At 66.4% G+C, this 16,965-nt stretch carries 13 protein-coding genes and 1 pseudogene; 13 read left to right on the forward strand and 1 reads right to left on the reverse strand.

The window, feature by feature from the left end:
* The 13 genes from AS857_RS08065 to AS857_RS36705 are packed head-to-tail and all read left to right on the forward strand — an operon-like array spanning position 1 to position 15,315.
* Positions 1 to 1,683: an acyl-CoA dehydrogenase family protein gene (locus AS857_RS08065; RefSeq protein WP_216823959.1), complete on the forward strand. Its 1,683-nt coding sequence runs from the start codon at positions 1 to 3 to the stop codon at positions 1,681 to 1,683.
* Complete coding sequence (locus AS857_RS08070; protein ID WP_058042446.1) at positions 1,680 to 3,338, forward strand: acyl-CoA dehydrogenase family protein; 1,659 nt, start codon at positions 1,680 to 1,682, stop codon at positions 3,336 to 3,338. The genes AS857_RS08065 and AS857_RS08070 overlap by 4 nt, the downstream gene beginning before the upstream one ends.
* Before the next feature lie 42 nt (positions 3,339 to 3,380).
* Positions 3,381 to 3,656, forward strand: a complete 276-nt coding sequence (locus tag AS857_RS08075; RefSeq protein WP_058042447.1) for an acyl carrier protein — start codon at positions 3,381 to 3,383, stop codon at positions 3,654 to 3,656.
* Positions 3,653 to 6,568, forward strand: a complete 2,916-nt coding sequence (locus tag AS857_RS08080) for a type I polyketide synthase (RefSeq protein WP_058042448.1) — start codon at positions 3,653 to 3,655, stop codon at positions 6,566 to 6,568. The genes AS857_RS08075 and AS857_RS08080 overlap by 4 nt, the downstream gene beginning before the upstream one ends.
* 5 nt (positions 6,569 to 6,573) lie before the next feature.
* Complete coding sequence (locus AS857_RS08085) at positions 6,574 to 7,596, forward strand: 3-oxoacyl-ACP synthase III family protein (RefSeq protein WP_058042449.1); 1,023 nt, start codon at positions 6,574 to 6,576, stop codon at positions 7,594 to 7,596.
* 11 nt (positions 7,597 to 7,607) lie between these two features.
* Positions 7,608 to 9,488: an HAD-IIIC family phosphatase gene (locus tag AS857_RS08090; protein WP_063804283.1), complete on the forward strand. Its 1,881-nt coding sequence runs from the start codon at positions 7,608 to 7,610 to the stop codon at positions 9,486 to 9,488.
* Positions 9,485 to 9,712: a hypothetical protein gene (locus tag AS857_RS08095; protein WP_058042451.1), complete on the forward strand. Its 228-nt coding sequence runs from the start codon at positions 9,485 to 9,487 to the stop codon at positions 9,710 to 9,712. Before AS857_RS08090 ends, AS857_RS08095 begins: the two co-directional genes overlap by 4 nt.
* A gap of 52 nt (positions 9,713 to 9,764) precedes the next feature.
* A complete protein-coding gene (locus AS857_RS08100) occupies positions 9,765 to 10,451 on the forward strand; it encodes a 2-oxo acid dehydrogenase subunit E2 (protein WP_245699683.1) in 687 nt (228 codons plus the stop codon).
* Entirely contained in the window at positions 10,448 to 11,695 is a 1,248-nt protein-coding gene (locus AS857_RS08105; protein WP_058042453.1) for an FAD-dependent monooxygenase, read from the forward strand. Before AS857_RS08100 ends, AS857_RS08105 begins: the two co-directional genes overlap by 4 nt.
* On the forward strand, positions 11,692 to 12,816 hold the full coding sequence (locus tag AS857_RS08110; RefSeq protein WP_058042454.1) for an alpha/beta fold hydrolase: 1,125 nt from the start codon (positions 11,692 to 11,694) through the stop codon (positions 12,814 to 12,816). Before AS857_RS08105 ends, AS857_RS08110 begins: the two co-directional genes overlap by 4 nt.
* A complete protein-coding gene (locus tag AS857_RS08115) occupies positions 12,813 to 13,571 on the forward strand; it encodes a thioesterase II family protein (protein ID WP_107105535.1) in 759 nt (252 codons plus the stop codon). The genes AS857_RS08110 and AS857_RS08115 overlap by 4 nt, the downstream gene beginning before the upstream one ends.
* Before the next feature lie 39 nt (positions 13,572 to 13,610).
* Positions 13,611 to 14,819 carry a cytochrome P450 gene (locus AS857_RS08120; protein ID WP_058042455.1) on the forward strand — a complete coding sequence of 403 codons (1,209 nt, stop codon included), beginning with the start codon at positions 13,611 to 13,613 and terminating at the stop codon, positions 14,817 to 14,819.
* A gap of 52 nt (positions 14,820 to 14,871) precedes the next feature.
* Entirely contained in the window at positions 14,872 to 15,315 is a 444-nt protein-coding gene (locus tag AS857_RS36705) for an SRPBCC domain-containing protein (RefSeq protein WP_063278416.1), read from the forward strand.
* 192 nt (positions 15,316 to 15,507) lie between these two features.
* Here the strand turns inward: AS857_RS36705 and AS857_RS08125 are convergent.
* Positions 15,508 to 16,697, reverse strand: a pseudogene (locus AS857_RS08125) (IS110 family RNA-guided transposase); the annotation flags it as partial.
* Positions 16,698 to 16,965 lie beyond the last annotated feature (268 nt).

Below are 16,965 nucleotides of genomic sequence, written 5' to 3' on the forward strand. Positions count from 1 at the left end.
ATGACGTCCCTGGCCGAGGAGTTCGACCATAGGCTCGGCGACCCCCGTGCTCCCGCCGCAATTTTCTCCTACGCACGCTGCACTGAGCTGGACCGAGCCGAGGAATTCCCGGGGGAGATCTGTGATCTGCTCAATGCATTGGGATTGCAGCAGTACTACGTGCCGGAGCCAATTGGTGGGAAGCTTCGGGACTTCCCGGTCCCACTGCAGTTGATCCGTGCAGTCGCCCGCCGAGACCTGACCGTGGCCATCGCACACGGCAAGACTTTCCTGGGCGGTGTGAGCGCATGGATCTCACCCGCATCCGCGGTGACCCGCGCAGTGGCGGACCAGGTAATCAGCGGTGCTCCCGTCAGCTGGGGGCTGACGGAACGGGCGCACGGCAGCGATCTGATGGCGGGCGAGGTTCGCGCCCAAGAGGTACCTGGCGGCTATCGGCTCACCGGGGAAAAGTGGCTGATCAATAACGCCACGCGAGGGCGCACCATCACTGTGCTGGCCAATACAGGGGGCGGCCCCCGCGGCTTCGATGTCTTTGTCGTGGACAAGATGGCGCTGGCGCCGACCGAGTTCACCTGCCTCCCGGGGGTGCGCACCCACGGCATCCGCGGAGCCGACATCAGCGGTATCGCCTTCATGGGGGCTTTCGTGCCCGCCTCCGCACGACTGGGTGCCCCGGGTACCGGTCTCGAGACTGTCCTCAAGGGACTCCAGCTGACCAGGACACTGTGTGCGGCGCTGTCCTTGGGCGCGGGTGAGCACTCACTGCGGCTCGCACTGGAGTTTGCCGAGGGGCGCCAGCTGTACGGACGCGGCCTGCTCGAACTGCCCTACGCCGTCCGAACGCTGGCTGATGCCGGCGCCGACCACCTGCTGAACGAGGCGGTCGCGCTGGTCGGCAGCCGCTGCATCCACGGACAGACCGGCGAAATGAGCCTCGTGTCCGCCATTGCCAAGTACCTGCTGCCGACCCGCACTGACAGGATGATCTCCACCCTGGGCAGGTTCCTCGGGGCACGATCACAGCTGACCAACGTCGACATCGACGGCCGGTTCCAGAAGCTGGCGCGCGACCACCGCATTGTCGGCATCTTCGACGGGAACACGCTGGTGAACCTGAACTCGATCATCAACGAGTTACCAGTCGTCGCCCGTCACGCGGCCACGCCGTACGACACGGCCGCTCTCCGGACCACGTTGGACCCGGACGAGCCGCTGCCCGAATTCGACGCCAACCACCTGCGACTGGTATCCCGCGCGGGCAGCAGCCTGCTACGCGCGTTTCCGGATCTCGTCCGGCAGATGGAGCACACGCCTACGGGGGAGCACGCGGCGCGGATTCTCGAACACTACCAAGATTTGCTGTCCGAGCTGGCCGACCACCGTCCAGTGCGGATCACCGTGCCGAGGCGGAGCTTCGTCCTGGCCGAGCGACTGTCCCTGTGCTGGGCGGCGGCTGCAGTGCTTGGAATCTCGGCGCACACCAGTCAGTCCGATCCGTTGTGGGCGAATGGCCTGTGGCAGCGGGCCGTCCTCGGCCGGATTCTCGAGGCCCTCGGCGACGCAGTCGCGCGCCAGGCCGGCCAGGACGAAGCCCTCGTCGACGCCCTGCAGGCCCGCCTGCAGCAGGGCCTGTCGCTGTCGTTGCTGCCGCACCGAGTCGCCGAGGGGACGAGCCGATGAGCACTGTGGGACTGGACAGCTTGGAGAATCTGTTCGGCGATCCGTTTGACGATGAGAATCCCGTGGGTTTCGCGGGCGTTCTAGCCGCTGACGAACAGGCCGTACCGCTCGCCGACGGCGAGCTGCTGCTGGACAAGTGGAACTTCAACCACGAGTTCGTCCCCCGCTCCCTCGGTGGCCGGTTGACCGGGGTAGACGAACTGGCCCGCAGGCTGCGCCCGGTGTTCCGACGGGATCCGGCCCTGGGTTTGGGCTACGGGGTCACCTCGCTGATGGCGGCAGTCAACGTGTGGGCGGCTGGTTCCACCAACCAGCGCCGCAGGGTCGCCGACGACCTGCTGGCGGGCAAGCGGATCGCCGTGGCCTTCCACGAGCTGGCCCATGGAAACGACTTCCTGCGCAACGAATTCGCAGCGCGGCTCACCGCAGACCAGATCGTTCTGTCTGGCACCAAGCAGGTCATCAACAACATCGAACGCGCGGAATCTCTTGTCCTGTTAGCCCGCAGTGCCGACGCACCGGGGCCGCGCGCGCACTCGACGCTGCTGATCGACAAGCGGGATCTCCCCGAGGACTCTGTCCGGTACATGCCCCGGTTTACCACCTCAGGGATGCGCGGGTGTCATCTTGGCGGGGTCGTCTTCGACAACGTCCCGGTCGGTCTCGACGCACTTGTCGGCACCCCTGGCCAAGGGGTGGAGACGGCGTTGCGCGCTTTCCAGGTCACGCGGGCGACGCTGCCGGGGATGGCGATCGGCACCCTGGACTCGGCCCTGCACCTCGCTCATGATTTCGCCGCAAGCCGCAGGCTGTACGGGCACACCGTCGCCGACCTCCCGCATGCGCGCGGCACCCTCGCCGCGGCCTTCACAGACCTGCTGATCGCGGACTGCCTGGCAACGGCAGTCAGCCGCGGCCTGCACCTGGCCCCAAGAGCGAGCTCGGCGCCTGCAGCTGCGGTGAAGTACCTGGTGCCGCTGCTGCTTGAGGAAGCTCATCACGAGTTGTCGGTCATCCTTGGTGCCCGGTCCTACCTTCGGGAGGGGCGGCACGCGGCGTTCGGCAAGTTCTCCAGGGACCTTCCCCTGGTCAGCATCGGGCACGCCGGCGCGACCTCCTGCCTGCTCACCGTCCTGGCCCAGCTCCCCACGCTCGCCAAGCGCAGTTGGTCACCGGCCGCGCCGCCCGCCAAACTGTTCGACACTGCCATCGCACTCCCCGAACTGGATATCAGCGGGCTGTCCGTTAGCGACAAGGCGCCCGATCCGCTGATGTCCACGCTGGCCCAGGTACGCCCGGATGACGGCCTGCCCGGACTCTTCGCCACCGCCCTGGCCGAGCTGCACGCGGACAGCCTGCGACTTCCCGCTGGGGAGCTGGGCCCGGCGGCCAGTGCCGAAGCCTTCGAGCTCGCGAAGCGCTACACCCTGCTACTCGCGGCGGCGGCGTGCCTGGGCACCAAGCAGTTCGCCACATCCGAGTTCCTGAGCAGCCCACAGTGGCTGACTGCAGCGCTCACCCGGCTCGCCGCGCGACTGGGCCATGGCGACGGCGTACTCGACGACGAGCTCGCCGAGCCCTTGTTCGGCGAGCTCACCACCCGTGTCGATCAGCGGCTGTCCTGCGGAACGGACCGCTCCTCCATCTTCGGCTGAACCCCCGCTCCCGAGTCACCACACAGAACATCAGGAGATGACATGACGTTGAACACCGAGATCAGCCCGGTCGAGCTTGAGTTCTGGCTGATAGAACGTGTCGCGAGCTACCTGCGCCTGGACACGCGGGAGGTGGATCCGCAGGAATCGTTCGCCAATCTCGGCTTGGACTCGGTCTACGCGCTGACGCTGACCGCCGATATCGAGGACACGCTGGGTATCGAGGTCGAGCCGACCCTGGCCTGGGACTACCCGACCATCAGCGCCCTGGCAAAGGGGTTGACGGCGTCGATGCGTGCCGCCAAGGAAACGGTATGACGGAGATCGCCATCGTCGGTATTGACGGGCGGTTTCCGGGCGCGGCGAATCCGGCGGAGTTCTGGGACCTGCTGATGCGCGGTGCGGACGCCATCAGCACCGTCCCCGACGACAGATGGGACCCTGACGCCTTACTGGGCTCGGGCCGGCTGAACACCACCACCGGCGGATTCCTCACCGACCCGGATGTCTTCGACCACGAGTTCTTCGGCATTTCCCCCAAGGAGGCCGAGGCGATGGATCCCCAACAGCGCCTGATGGTTCAGGTCGCGTGGAGGGCGCTGGAGGACGCTTGCCTGGATCCGCGCGCGCAGGCAGGAACCGCCACGGCGGTCTTCATCGGGGTGATGGGCAACGAGTGGGCCCATCTGCACATGACCGACTACGACCGGATCACCCCACACCTTGGCTCTGGCAACGGCTACTGCATGATCGCCAACAGGCTTTCCTACCTGTTGGACCTGAAGGGACCGAGCTGGGCGGTGGACAGCGCATGCTCCTCGTCGCTGGTAGCTGTCCACCAGGCATGCTCGGCGCTTCGGTTGGGTGAGTGCGACCAGGCGATCGTCGGCGGAGTCAACATCATGATGACTCCAGCGCTGAACATCTTCTACACCCAGGCCGGATTGTCGGCCCCGGACAGCGCCTGCAAACCATTCAGCGCCGAAGCCAATGGGATCGTGCGCGGTGAGGCCGTTGCCGCTGTCGTGCTCCGCAGGCTGGCCGACGCCGAGGCAGCAGGCCTGCCGATCTACGGGGTGATCACGGGCAGCGCGGTCAACCAGGACGGCCGGAGCAACGGCCTCACAGCACCGAACCGCTGGTCCCAGGAGCAGGTGATCCGGGATGCCTACCGCAAGGCGGGCGTCGGCCCGGAGCAGATCGCAGCCGTCGAGGCACATGGGACCGGCACCGTGCTGGGCGACATGATCGAGGCCAACGCACTCGGCGCAGTGCACGGCGTCGACCGCCCCACCCCCTGCGGGCTCGGCTCGCTCAAGGGCAACATCGGGCACACCGAGGGCGCGGCCGGCATCTCGGCACTGATCAAGATGGCCCTCGCCGCGCACCACGGCGTGGTGCCATCGAGCAGGCACGCCGACACCGAAAACCCCCAACTTGCCCTGCGCGCCAAGGGCTTGAGACTGCTTAAGGCTCCTCAGCGGCTCAAGGGTACGGCGCCTTTGCTCGCGGTGAGCAGCTTCGGGCTGGGCGGCACCAATGCCCACCTCGTGCTGCGCGGACACCGCACGACGCCCCTGCCCGAGCGGCCCGCACCAGGCATCGTGACACTGTCCGCCAACAGCAGCGCGGGACTCCAGCGCAACGCAACGCAGCTGGCGACCGATCTCGCCAAGCTGCCCGAGCGCAGCTTCGCCAGACTGTGTTGGACGAGCAACCAGGTGAAGTCGACGGGCAAGCACCGACTGGCCTTCGCCGCATCGGGTTCCCAGGACGCCGCCGCGGCACTACGCAGGTTCACCGAGGACCCCGCCTTCGCCGACGGTATATCCGATGTGGCGCAGCGCGACGTCCGGGTCGGCTGGCTGTTCACCGGGCAGGGCTCCCCATATCCGGGCATGACGCGAGCGCTGCACGACCGGTTCGCGGGGTACCGCCAGGCACTGGCCGACGTGGACCAGGCTATGGCCGAGCACCTCGGCCGATCCGTCTCCAGTGTGATACTGGGCGAGGAGCCGCTGATCCAGCAGACCGGACTGGCCCAGCCAGCAATCTTCGCGGTCGGCTACGCGATGTCGGTGATGCTGAGTGAGCTGGGGGTCCAGCCGGATTGGCTGATCGGCCACAGCGTCGGTGAGTTCGCCGCTGCCGTCCACGCCGGCGTATTGGCCTTGCCCGATGCCTGCGAGCTGGTGACGGCGCGCGCTCGGCTGATGCAGGAGCTGCCGTCCGGCGGCGGCATGCTTGCGGTGCGCGGCGAACCGGCCGAAGTGCTGGACCTGCTTGACGGCACGGTGGGTATCGCGGCGCTGAACGGACCGGAAGACACTGTGTGCTCTGGGCCGGTCGACGAACTGGAACGCATCGCCAAAACACTGCAGGAAAGAGGTATCACCACCCGGACACTGGACGTATCGCACGCCTTCCACTCGCCGCTCATGGAGCCGATGCTGGCAGAGTTCGCCGCCGTAGCAGTCAAGTTCACCTACCGGCCTGCCACCATCCCCGTCTACTCCACGCTGTACGGGCGGGAACTCACCGCCGGTGAACTGATGGACGCTGGGTACTGGACCGAGCACGCACGCAATCCGGTGCGCTGGGCCGACGCCATGGCAGCCGCCCAGGACCGGCGGACCGACTTCATCATGGAGCTCGGCCCTCGGCGGGTACTCGGTCCTATGGCCCGCAGAGCTCGCCAGACAACGGCGGAGATTCTCACCCCTTGCCCCGGTCCGGCGGCCACCGGCCTGGAACCTGCAGACGTGATCGCCCGGCTGGCCAGGGCAGGCAGCAGGCCGACGTGGGACGCGCTGTACGACGCTGACCAGCAGCGGCTCGTCCGGCTGACGCCCTATCGCTTCGCCGCCGACAGCCGATTCTGGACCACGGCCGGGAACGACAGGCCGCGAGCGGGTGGCACTACCACCCGCCCCCACCACGCCGAGCCGTCCGCCCCAAAGCAGGCTGATATCGATGACGTGCACACGGCTGTGCTCGCGATCCTCGGCGATATCAGTGGCCACAGGCCGACAGAGATCTCGGTCGCTGCCCACCTCGGCGACGAACTCGGCTTCGACTCCATCATGGTCGTCCAGCTCAAGGCTCAGCTGGAACGCCAGTTTGGAATCGCCATCGATGCAGTGGAACTGCTGGCGGAGATCGAGACTTCCGGCGACCTGATCACGTACCTCCGGCGGCAGCCGGCCCACCGCAGAACAGTAACGAGGTGACAGCCATGTCCACACCGACCAGCTACATCCGCGCGGTGGGCACCGCTCTGCCCGGCGCACCGATTGACAACTCAGCCCTTGCCCGGCGGATCGGTGTCAGCGCCGAATGGATCGACATGTTCATCGGCACCCGAACCCGCCATTTCGCCATCGACCTCGATACCGGCGAGCAGACCAGCACCCTCGCCGAACTGGCCGAGCGCGCCGGGGCGCAGGCCATGCAGCAGGCCGGGATCACAGCGTCCGAGATCGACTTCCTGGTGCTCGCGACCGCGACGCCAGACGAGTTGATGCCGGCGACGGTGAATCAGGTTGCCGACCGGCTTGGTATCGACCAAGTGCCTACGTACCAGCTGCAGTCCGGCTGCGCTGGAGCCGTCCAAGCCCTGGACCTCGGATGCCTGCTGCTGCAGCGCCCCGAACACGAAATCGGCCTGGTGATCGGCGGCGATGTCTGTGCCAAGCATCTGCGGCTGAACCGGGAGTTCGGCACCCTCCCATCCGCTGAGCTGGTCAACTACGTGCTCTTCGGCGACGGCGCAGGGGCGGTCGCGGTCGCCCGCGAGCGGCCTACCGCTGGTATGGCCATTCGCACGGTGCTCAATCAGGTGACCGGCCGCGGACAGCGGCCGGGCCAGATGATCCGCTGGTTCGGCGAGGCCGACCGGGAGCGCGGCGGACAGGCCGTGGACGAGGATTACAAGGCTATTGAGGAAAGAGTGCCCACGATGGCGAAGGAGATCCTTTGGCAACTGCTGGATGACGCAGGCTGGCAGGCCGAGGACCTGGCATACCTGCTTCCGCCGCAGCTCTCCGGCCGGATGACCGAGCGGATCGTGTCCGGGCTCGGCATGCCCGGGGCGACCGAGGTCAGCTGTGTCGCCGATACCGGGAACAACGGCAACGCCCTGCCGTTCCTCCAGCTCGACCGGCTTGCAGGCATGCTGAGTCCAGGCGAGCGGGCCCTGGCGATCTCTGTCGAGTCGAGCAAGTGGATCAAAGCCGGATTCGCTGTCGAGGGGGTTTGATGGTGCCGCCCATGACTACCGATGCTGATCAAGCATGGGACCGCCTTCGCCTGCTGCGCGACAATGGACGGTTGGCCATTGCCTATGCTGAGGCAGGAACACTGGCTGGCTCGCTACCTGAGCGCAGGCAGGCCGCGCTCGGGCAGCTGCTGCTCGGCTTGGACCCCAATGTGGTCACCGCCTCGGACCCCATGGTCACTGCGCTCAACGTCGTGATCACCGGCAACGGGACCACGGCGCCCCTGCAGGCGCCATTGGCCGCTGCCTTCGCTCGGAACCAGCTGCTGCTCCGCCCGCGAGGCCAGGGACAGTACGTCAACGACCTGGGCGACCCAGGCAGTGACGTGTACTCCGAACAGACCGATCTCACCGTGTGCCTGCTCGATCCCGACTTGATCGCTTCCGAGCTCGCGGCAGTGTGGACAGCAGCCGACTGTGAACGCGTGCTCCGATCGGCCGGCGACCGGATACGTGCCCTGGCGGCCGAGCACGACCGGGCAGGGACGGGCACCCTGGTGCTCACCACTGTCCCGTTGCCCGCGTGGCTGGCGAAGCAGCTGGTCGACTTCCAGTCCCGGGCAAGGCTCAGCCTGGCATGGCGGGAGTTCAACGCCGATCTGCTCCGACTGGCCGCAGAGCTGTCCCGGTGCATCGTGCTGGACCTGGACGTGTTGCTGACCGCGCCGGTGTCCCTCGACGAACCGCGCATGCGGGTCTACACCCAGGTCGGCTACTCCGAAGAGCTGCTCTGCCGTATTGCCGACGAGATCGCCGCAGTCGCCCGTGCACTCTGCGGACGGACCAAGAAGGTCCTCGTGTTGGACCTCGACGGCACACTTTGGGGGGGTGTACTCGGCGATGACGGCGTGGCCGGGGTGCAGATCGGCCCAACCGGTCCCGGCGACGCGTTCCGGCGATTCCAGCGCACGGTGGCCCAACTCGGCTCGCAAGGAGTCCTTCTTGCCGTCTGCAGCAAGAACGACGAACATCTCGTGCGCGCGGCACTAGCAGAGCGGGCCGAGATGGAGCTGCGTGAGGAGGACTTCGTCGCCATCGTCGCCAACTGGGAGCCCAAGGACCGGGGGATTGCCGGGCTGGCTGAGGTGCTCAACCTCGGCGTGGACAGCATGGTCTTCGTTGACGACAGCGCCTTCGAGTGCGGGCTTGTTGGCGAGCATCTACCGCAGGTAGCAGTGGTCGAGGTCGATCGGGAGCCCACACGGCACGTCGAACAGCTGCTGGCCGGTGACTGGTTCGCCGCTCTACGGCTGACCGGCGAAGACCGCGCTCGCCGGAACTCCTATCAGGCCGAGGTCCAGCGCGACTCCCTCCGATCGACGTCCTCGTCACTGCAGGAGTACCTCAACGGTCTGGGCACACGGGTTGAGATCTTTAGCCCGGACGAGCAGGATCAGTCGAGAATCGCCCAACTAACCCAGCGAACAAACCAGTTCAATATGGCCACGGTCAGGATGGACCTCGCACAGGTGCAGGCAGCGCTGTCCGGGCCAGGCAGCGACGTGTGGGCCGTCCGTTCCGGCGACCGTTTCGGTGAGGCGGGCATAGTCGGCGTGGTGTTCCACCGAATCGCCGACGACCAGCTGCACATCGACAACATGCTGCTGAGCTGCCGCGTCTTCGGCCGCGGCCTGGAGAGCGCGATGGTGCGCGAGGTCCTGGCGCACGCGGCGGAGCTGAGAGTGGACCGAGTAGTGGCGCGGTACCGGCCAACGCCGAAGAACGGCCGGTTCGCCCAGTTCTATGAAGAGCACGGGTTTGTGGTGGCCGAAACCGACGGCGACACCACGGTATGGGTACACGACCTGGCCGAGTTGCCCAGCCCCCTCACCCATCTGGCCGTGACCAACCTACTGCGGAGACCGACACCATGACTGAGGCGGAATTCCTGACACTACTGGACGAGGACCTGGGGCTGCGGCTGTCCGTTGAGGACTTGAGCCGAGACGTGGACACACTGCTGCACTGGGACTCCATGCACCTGGTCCGGCTGCTGAGCGTGCTTGAGAGGCGAACCGGCAAGAGCATTGCCCTCAATTCGCTGCTGGAAGCCCGCACACTGAACCAGGCCCGAAAGCTCGTGATGGCCGATGCCTAGGGTCGCCAAGCAGCGCAGGCACACGCTGTACTTCCTGCGACATGCACGCCGGATGGCCCCGGTCTTCCTGGACACCGATGTCGACTTCACCGAGGTGATCGCCCATCGGAAGCGCGCTTCAGAGGAAGGCGCCCGATACTCGTATCTCAGCTATGTGCTGCGGTCGGCGACACGGGTGCTGGAGAAGCATCCCGACTGCAATGCCGCACTCGGCGGTGGCGTGCTGCCAAAGCTCGCGCACTTCAGCGCCGTGCGTCCGAAGATCGCCATGGACCGCACGCTGTCGGGGCAGCGGGTCGTGCTGTCGGCGGTGTTGCCGGACTTGCGTGGAGCCGGCCTGGACGAGATACAGCGGGCAATCGCACGGATCAGGGATACCCCGGTTGGCAAACTGCCCGAGTTGCGCGGCACCGTCATGCTTCACCGATTGCCCGCGCTGTTCGGCTGGCCCGCATTCCGCGCGGGAATGGCCGCCCTCGGGAAGCGCCCGCAGCTGATGGGAACGCTGGCCGTGTCATCGCTGGGACACCGTGCCGTCAACGGCTTTCACGCGACCGGGGGCACCGCGATCACCCTCGGCCTCGGCCAGGTGAAGCCAACCCCCGTCGCTCGGGAAAACGAGGTTGTCATCGCCCCAGTGATGCGTCTCAACCTTTGCTTCGACCACCGGGTGGTCGACGGAGCCGAGGCAGCGGACGTACTCGACGAGATCAAGACTGATCTGGAGAACACATCATGACCGAGCAGATCACTGCCCAGGCCTGTGTGATCGGCGGCGGCCCGGCCGGGCTGGTGTTCGCGCTCGCCCTCGCTGCCCGAGGCCGCGATGTCATCGTCGTGGAGAAGAGTGAGGACTTCGACCGGTCCTTCCGAGGCGAGTCGATCCTGCCGGACTCCGTCTGGCTGCTCGACCAGTTGGAACTGCTTCAGCCGCTCCGTGACCAGAAAGTTCTGGAGGCACACGGGCTGGAGATCAGCGAGAACGGCCGGCCCGTCCTGCGGGTCGACTTCCGCCAGTTCGACCAGCCGCAGCCGTTTCCCATGGAGATCCCGCAGCCCATGCTGCTGCGGGTTATCGCCGACGCGGCAAGCAAGCACCCAGGGTTCCGCATCATCCGACCGGCGAAAGCGGTCGTCTTGCTGCGGGACGGTGGGCGGGTGACCGGCGTCCGCTGCCGCACCCCGCAGGGCGATTTGGAGATCACCAGCCCCATCACCATTGGCGCGGACGGTCGGTACAGCAAGATTCGTGACATGGCAGGAATCGAGCACCACAAAACGCCACTGGAACGCGATGTGCTGTGGTTCAAGATGCCTTACCCGCAGGCGTGGGAACCCAACAGATACCGCATTCGCATCAACCAGGACCGACACGCCGTCTTCCTGCCCACCCATCCCGACATGGTGCGGGTTGGGTTAAATATTCCCAAGGGCGGTCTGAAAGACTTGCGGACCGCGGGAATCGGCGCTCTTTACGCGCGGATGGACGAGCTCGCCCCCGAACTGGGTTCACTCGTACGGAAAAACATCACAAGCTGGTCGGGCACAATGATGCTGGACATCTTCACCACTGTGGTTCCACAGTGGAGCATCCCGGGACTCGTGCTCGCCGGCGACGCCGCGCACACACTCTCGCCGATCCTCGGCCACGGCGTGAACCACGCAATCATGGACGCGCTCGTCCTGGCCCGGCTGGTGGACCAGGCGCTGACAGGTCCGGACACTGCTACGGCACTGGATCGGGCCGGCACCCGGTTCCAGCTCGTGCGCGAGGGCAAGGTTCGACAGGCCCGCGATCTGCAGCTCCGCCAGGAGAAGATCTTCACCCTCTCGTCGCCGCTGGCCACGCTGACGCGACGCTCGCTGTACCGGATGATCAACGCATTGCCCCCGGTAAAGCAGCGGGTGCTCGGCCGGGCCTACTTCACCATTCCGCAAGTGGCCGATCCGGTCGCGAAGCAGTTGCAGGATGTGGGGGCATGAGCACGGTGTCCGGTGCTGAACATCGCGGCGACGCCGACGACCTCACCGAGTTGAAGAAACTGGTACTGCTCCACGCTCAGGCGCAGGGCATTCCGCCAGCCGACTGCGCGCAGTTGCTGTGGAGCATCACCTCCGACGGCGCCGGTAGCGCGGGTTCCTGGGTTGATGTCTGGTCCTCCGCCGCAAAACGCCATCTCACCGCAGGCGACTACCTGCTGGCCTGCAGGCACTACAACATGGCCCGGTTTCCGTTCGTCGATGGTCCTGAAAGGGATGCGGCCCTGCGAGAATGTGTGAACGCCTTCCAGCGCTGGGCGACGACCCGCCAGATCACCCGCGAGGAGGTGGTGGTCGGCGGGGACCGGATGCCGTTCTGGCTGAGTACCTCACCGCGTGGCAGGGCCGCTCCCGCGCTGATCGTGGTCGGCGGGATCGTCAGCATCAAGGAGCAGTGGGGAGAGCTGCTACCGATGGCTCGGCGCCTTGGCATGACGGTGGCCTGCGCCGAGCTGCCGGGCGTAGGGGAGAGCAATGTGCCGTACGACAGGAACGCCTGGCGGATCTTCCCCGCCCTGCTTGATCGCCTGGCCGAGCTGCGCGGAATCTCCGAAGCGTACGTGCTCGCTATGAGTTTCGGCGGGAACCTCGCCATCCGGGCTGCGGCGCGCGACGAGCGGCTGCGCGGCATCTGCACGGTCGGCGCGCCGATATCGAAGTTCTTCACCGATCGGCAGTGGTGGTCGCAGTTGCCGGGCACGACCTTGCGCACGCTCGCTCATCTGACGGGGCATCCCGTCGATGAGCTGCAGGAGAGGATCGCGGACTGGGCACTCACCGACGCCGAGCTGTCTCAGGTGGACATACCTGTGCGCTATGTGGCCAGTCGCCGGGACGAGATCATTCCGGCTACCGATCCGGCGCGGGTGCGCCGGCACATCCGTGACGGCGAGGTCCTGGAGCATGACGATGTGCACGGTTCACCCCAGCACCTGCTGGAGACACGTTTGTGGCTCGTCAGGTCCTTGCTGTCGATGCGCGGCGCCACAGTCGTACCCGCTGTACTTGGTCTGGCACTGAACCTGCTCGGGCTGCAGAACCGGATACGGGGCGGGCTACGGTGACCTTCTACCTGGGTGTCCCGGTCGATCCTGCCTCCGAGCTGCGCATGTACTGCTTCCACCATGCAGGAGGTGGCCCCTCCCTCTTCCGGGGCTGGCAGCGAGCGCTCGCCCCGGAAGTACAGGTCCTGCCGGTGCTTCTGCCCGGCCGCGACCGGCGCATCCGGGAGCCTCGGTTCACCGACATCGACCGTCTGGTCAAGGAACTGGACCGGGAGCTGGGTCCATCCCTTGAGCAGCCATATGTCCTCTTCGGGCACAGTATGGGGGCGCTCATCGCACATCGGCTCGCCGCCTATCGGTCGACGGCCGGAGGGCGTCTGCCGGAGGCGGTGATTCTTTCCGGTTGCCGCCCACCGCACCTGCCCTCCGGGCTGCCGCCCGCCGACCGGGTCAGCGAGGCGAAACTCGTCAGCTGGCTCAACGAGGTCGGCGGGCTGCCAGATGAACTGCTCCAAAGGCCGGAATGGCTCGCACTGCTGCTTCCCATCCTGGTCGATGACCTCACCCTGTGCGCGAGCGCGGCCCAGCAGCCGTTCACGCGGCTTCCCTGTCCCGTGCATGTCTTCGGTGGCGACGAGGATCCGCTGGCAGGGAGCCACGAGCTATCTGCGTGGCGCACACACGCCGACGCGGAGTTCACGGTGACCACGTGCAGCGGCGGCCATTTCTACCTCAAGGACTCACCAGCCCAGCTGCTTGCACATCTGCGGAAGGCCCTTTGCAGATATCGGTCTCCGCTGCGAACCAGTTCATGACCGCTTATTAGTCCGTCAAATCAAGTCTGGAGATCACCAGTGACCACAGCGGATATCAGGCAGACCGAAGCGCGAAGCTTCCCCTTTGGTCGGGAGCACGTGACCAAGCTGCCATCGATCTATGGACAACTGCGGGCGTCCGAGCCGGTTTCCGCCATCCTGCTGCCGAGCGGAGACACTGGCTACCTGGTCAGTCGCTACGACGACGCCCGGCTCGTGCTCTCCGACCCACGATTCAGCCGGGCTGCCACCATCGCGCCCGGGGCGCCTCGCCTCACCCCGGTCGACTTCCCGGCGGGGAGCCTGTTCACCCTGGACCCGCCGGAGCACACCCGGCTGCGCAAGCTCGTCGCCGGCGCATTCACCGAACGCCGCGTGCAGTCGCTGCTCCCGCGGATCCAGCAGATCACCGACGAACTTCTGAATGCCTGTGACACAGTAGGCGAGGAGGTCGAGCTCAACCAGGCCCTGGCGTTCCCGCTGCCCATCATGGTCATCTGCGAGCTGCTCGGCGTTCCGCACGAAGAGCGCGAGCGCTTCCGGGTGTGGTCGGACGCGGTCGTCTCCCTGACCGCGCACACCGCCGACCAGGTCGTCGCCCGCCAACGCGAGATGGCTGGCTATATGGCCAACCTGATCGAGCGTAAGCGAGTTGAGGGTGGAGACGACCTGCTCAGTGCCTTGATCACCGCGCACGATGAACAGGGCGCACTTGGCACGAACGAGCTGATCGTGATGGCCATGACATTGCTCGTCGCCGGGCACGAAACGACTGTGAGCATGATCGGCACCAGCGTGCTGACACTGTTGCGGCATCCGGAAACAGTGCACCGCCTGCTGGAGGACGAGGGGTACGTCGCCCCCCTGGTGGAGGAACTGCTGAGGCTCAACCCGATCGGCGACGGCGGCCCGCTGCGTATCGCTCTGGAGGACGTGGAGATGGCGGGCGTGGTCATCCCCAAGGGTAGTGCCGTGATGGCCGCCATCGGGTCAGCCAACATGGACTCGAGCCGGTTCGAGCAGCCAGAAGCACTCACCGCCGAGCGAGAGGTCAACCCGCATCTTGCCTTCGGTCATGGCATCCACCGATGCCTCGGCGCCGCCCTCGCCAGGGCTGAACTGCGAATCGCGATCCGCTCACTGTTCATGCGATTCCCCACATTGCGACTCGCCAAGCCGATTGACGAACTGCGGATGAAACCTGGCCTGCTGGTCAACTCGCTGGAGTCACTACCGGTCACCTGGTGATTCAGGCGTATGTGACCATCAACATGACAACCGAGGCGAAGGGCTCAATGCAATGCGCATTGTTGAAACGAATGTGACGATCTCCGCACCTGCATCCCTGGTCTGGGACACTCTCGTCGGTTTCGACAGCTATGCCGAGTGGAACCCGTTCATGGTCAAAGCGGCGGGCCGTGCTGAACCGGGCGAGCGGCTTGCCATCACCCTCCGGCAGAGCGACACCCGCACCATGTCGTTTAAGCCGAAGGTGCTCGTCGCCGAGCCGGGCAGGCACCTGCGGTGGATCGGCAGGCTTCTGGTACCGGGGATCTTCGACGGCATGCACGAGTTCATCCTGACCGAGACCAGCGAGGGAACCCTACTCGACCACAAGGAGACGTTCACCGGGGTACTGCCGGCTCTGATGGGAAGCAAGTTGGACTCGACCGCACTGGGCTTCGAACAGTTCAACCAGGCACTCAAGCGCCGCGCAGAATTCCGGCATTCCGCAACCAGTTGACGCGGAGGGACCGCCACCGCGTGGTGTCTTGTGGACGTCGCCACGCCGCCGCAGCGCACAGGCTTCCCAAGCCCATAGGCCGGACCGCCATGGCGAGATCCTCCTCCATAGGCACCTGGAGGAGGCGGGAGTTGGTACGGCCGTTCGCCGCCCTCCAACTGGGGTGCCTCTATGTCTTTCGTCAAGCGAGGCGGGGGGTCGGGGTTCGTAGAAGGTGCCGTCGCGGAGCATCGCGAAGAGCACGCTGATGCGGTGCCGGGCGAGCCGGAGAAGAGCCTGTGTGAGGGTCTTCCCTCTGGCCCGGCACTTGTCGTAGTAGGTGCGGGAGGCCGGGTCGTGCAGGGCCGCGAACGCGGACAGGAACATCGCGCGCTTGAGCTGGCGGTTTCCGCCTCTGGACGCGTGTTCGCCGTGGATCGAGATCCCGGACGACTTGGTGGCTGGTGCCAGGCCGGCGTAGGAGGCGAGGTGGGCGGCGCTGTGGAAGCTGGTGCCGTCGCCGACGGTGACCAGCAGGACGGCGGCGGTCCTGACCGCGACCCCCGGCATCGAGGTCAGGACCTGGTGAAGAGGGTGGGCCTCCAGCAGTTCGCTGATCTGGGCTTCCAGGGCCCAGCGCTGGTCGTGAACGGCGCCGAGCGAGCGGGCCAGCGACGGGACGACGATGTCCAGGGTGCCAGTCCCCGGACGACGACAGTCTGCTCGTCGAGTGTGTCGAAGACCTCGTCGATCAGCCGTTTCGCCATCCGGGGAGCCTTGGGCCGGATTGCTTCGGCGGGCCTGCGGCGGCCTGCTTTTCTCAGGGCGGCCGGGGATCCGTAGCGTTCCAGCAGCCAGATGACGGCCGGGTGGTCGAGCCGAGGGCCGAGGACGCGTTCCAGCGAGGGGTGGAACTGGGTGAGCAGGCCGCGTATCCGATTGGTGGTGCGGGTGGCCTCGGCGGCGAGGTCCTGGTCGAAGCCGACGAGCACGGTCAGCTCGGCGGTGATCTCGTCGGAGAGTTCCAGCGAGCGCAGGGTGTGCGGCATGGTGCGGGCTGCGTCCGCGATGACCGCGGCGTCCTTCGCGTCGGACTTCGCCTCGCCGGGGTAGAGATCGGCGATCCGTCGCATCGCCAGTCCTGGCAGGTAGGCGACCTGGCAGCCCGCGTCGCGGGCGACGGTCAGGGGCAGAGCGCCGATCGAGGCGGGCTGGTCCACGATCAGCAGCACAGTGCCGAACTTCGCGGTGAGTTTGTCGAAGACAGCCCGTAGCTTGGGTTCGCTGTTGGGCAGGGGCTTGTCGAAGACCTTCTTGTCGGCCGGGGTGAGCCCGTGGCCGTGGTGAGCGGTCTTGCCGACGTCCAGAGCGAAGAACACGTCGACGTCGCTGATGTCGTACAACCCATCCTCCCGAACGGGGTTGGTCCTGTGCTGGCCAGGACGTTGGTGCCGTACTCTCGCATCCACGTTATGCAGACCTGCCACCCGCGAGACGCCGGGCGTTGCGCTCGGCGGGGCGGTGGTCGGACCTCTCATCAGCGTCTCCATTGGCACCCCTTCGGGCCCGGTGACACCCCCCAGGTCATCTCGGACAGGGGGACACCGTCATACCGGGCCCGGAGGCCAGCGGCCCTCTTGCAGGACACAGAGAACATAACGGGGCGGCTCA

The sequence above is a fragment of the Streptomyces roseifaciens genome (genome assembly GCF_001445655.1).
GTDB lineage: Bacteria > Actinomycetota > Actinomycetes > Streptomycetales > Streptomycetaceae > Streptomyces > Streptomyces aureoversilis.

What these genes read in the sequence shown, in the direction of transcription:
- AS857_RS08085 (WP_058042449.1), top strand. Translation starts at nt 6,574, where the DNA reads ATGTCCACACCGACCAGCTACATCCGCGCGGTGGGCACCGCTCTGCCC.
- AS857_RS08090 (WP_063804283.1), top strand. Translation starts at nt 7,608, where the DNA reads ATGACTACCGATGCTGATCAAGCATGGGACCGCCTTCGCCTGCTGCGC.
- AS857_RS08100 (WP_245699683.1), top strand. Translation starts at nt 9,765, where the DNA reads ATGGCCCCGGTCTTCCTGGACACCGATGTCGACTTCACCGAGGTGATC.
- AS857_RS08095 (WP_058042451.1), top strand. Translation starts at nt 9,485, where the DNA reads ATGACTGAGGCGGAATTCCTGACACTACTGGACGAGGACCTGGGGCTG.
- AS857_RS08070 (WP_058042446.1), top strand. Translation starts at nt 1,680, where the DNA reads ATGAGCACTGTGGGACTGGACAGCTTGGAGAATCTGTTCGGCGATCCG.
- AS857_RS08065 (WP_216823959.1), top strand. Translation starts at nt 1, where the DNA reads ATGACGTCCCTGGCCGAGGAGTTCGACCATAGGCTCGGCGACCCCCGT.
- AS857_RS08075 (WP_058042447.1), top strand. Translation starts at nt 3,381, where the DNA reads ATGACGTTGAACACCGAGATCAGCCCGGTCGAGCTTGAGTTCTGGCTG.
- AS857_RS08110 (WP_058042454.1), top strand. Translation starts at nt 11,692, where the DNA reads ATGAGCACGGTGTCCGGTGCTGAACATCGCGGCGACGCCGACGACCTC.
- AS857_RS08105 (WP_058042453.1), top strand. Translation starts at nt 10,448, where the DNA reads ATGACCGAGCAGATCACTGCCCAGGCCTGTGTGATCGGCGGCGGCCCG.
- AS857_RS36705 (WP_063278416.1), top strand. Translation starts at nt 14,872, where the DNA reads ATGCGCATTGTTGAAACGAATGTGACGATCTCCGCACCTGCATCCCTG.
- AS857_RS08080 (WP_058042448.1), top strand. Translation starts at nt 3,653, where the DNA reads ATGACGGAGATCGCCATCGTCGGTATTGACGGGCGGTTTCCGGGCGCG.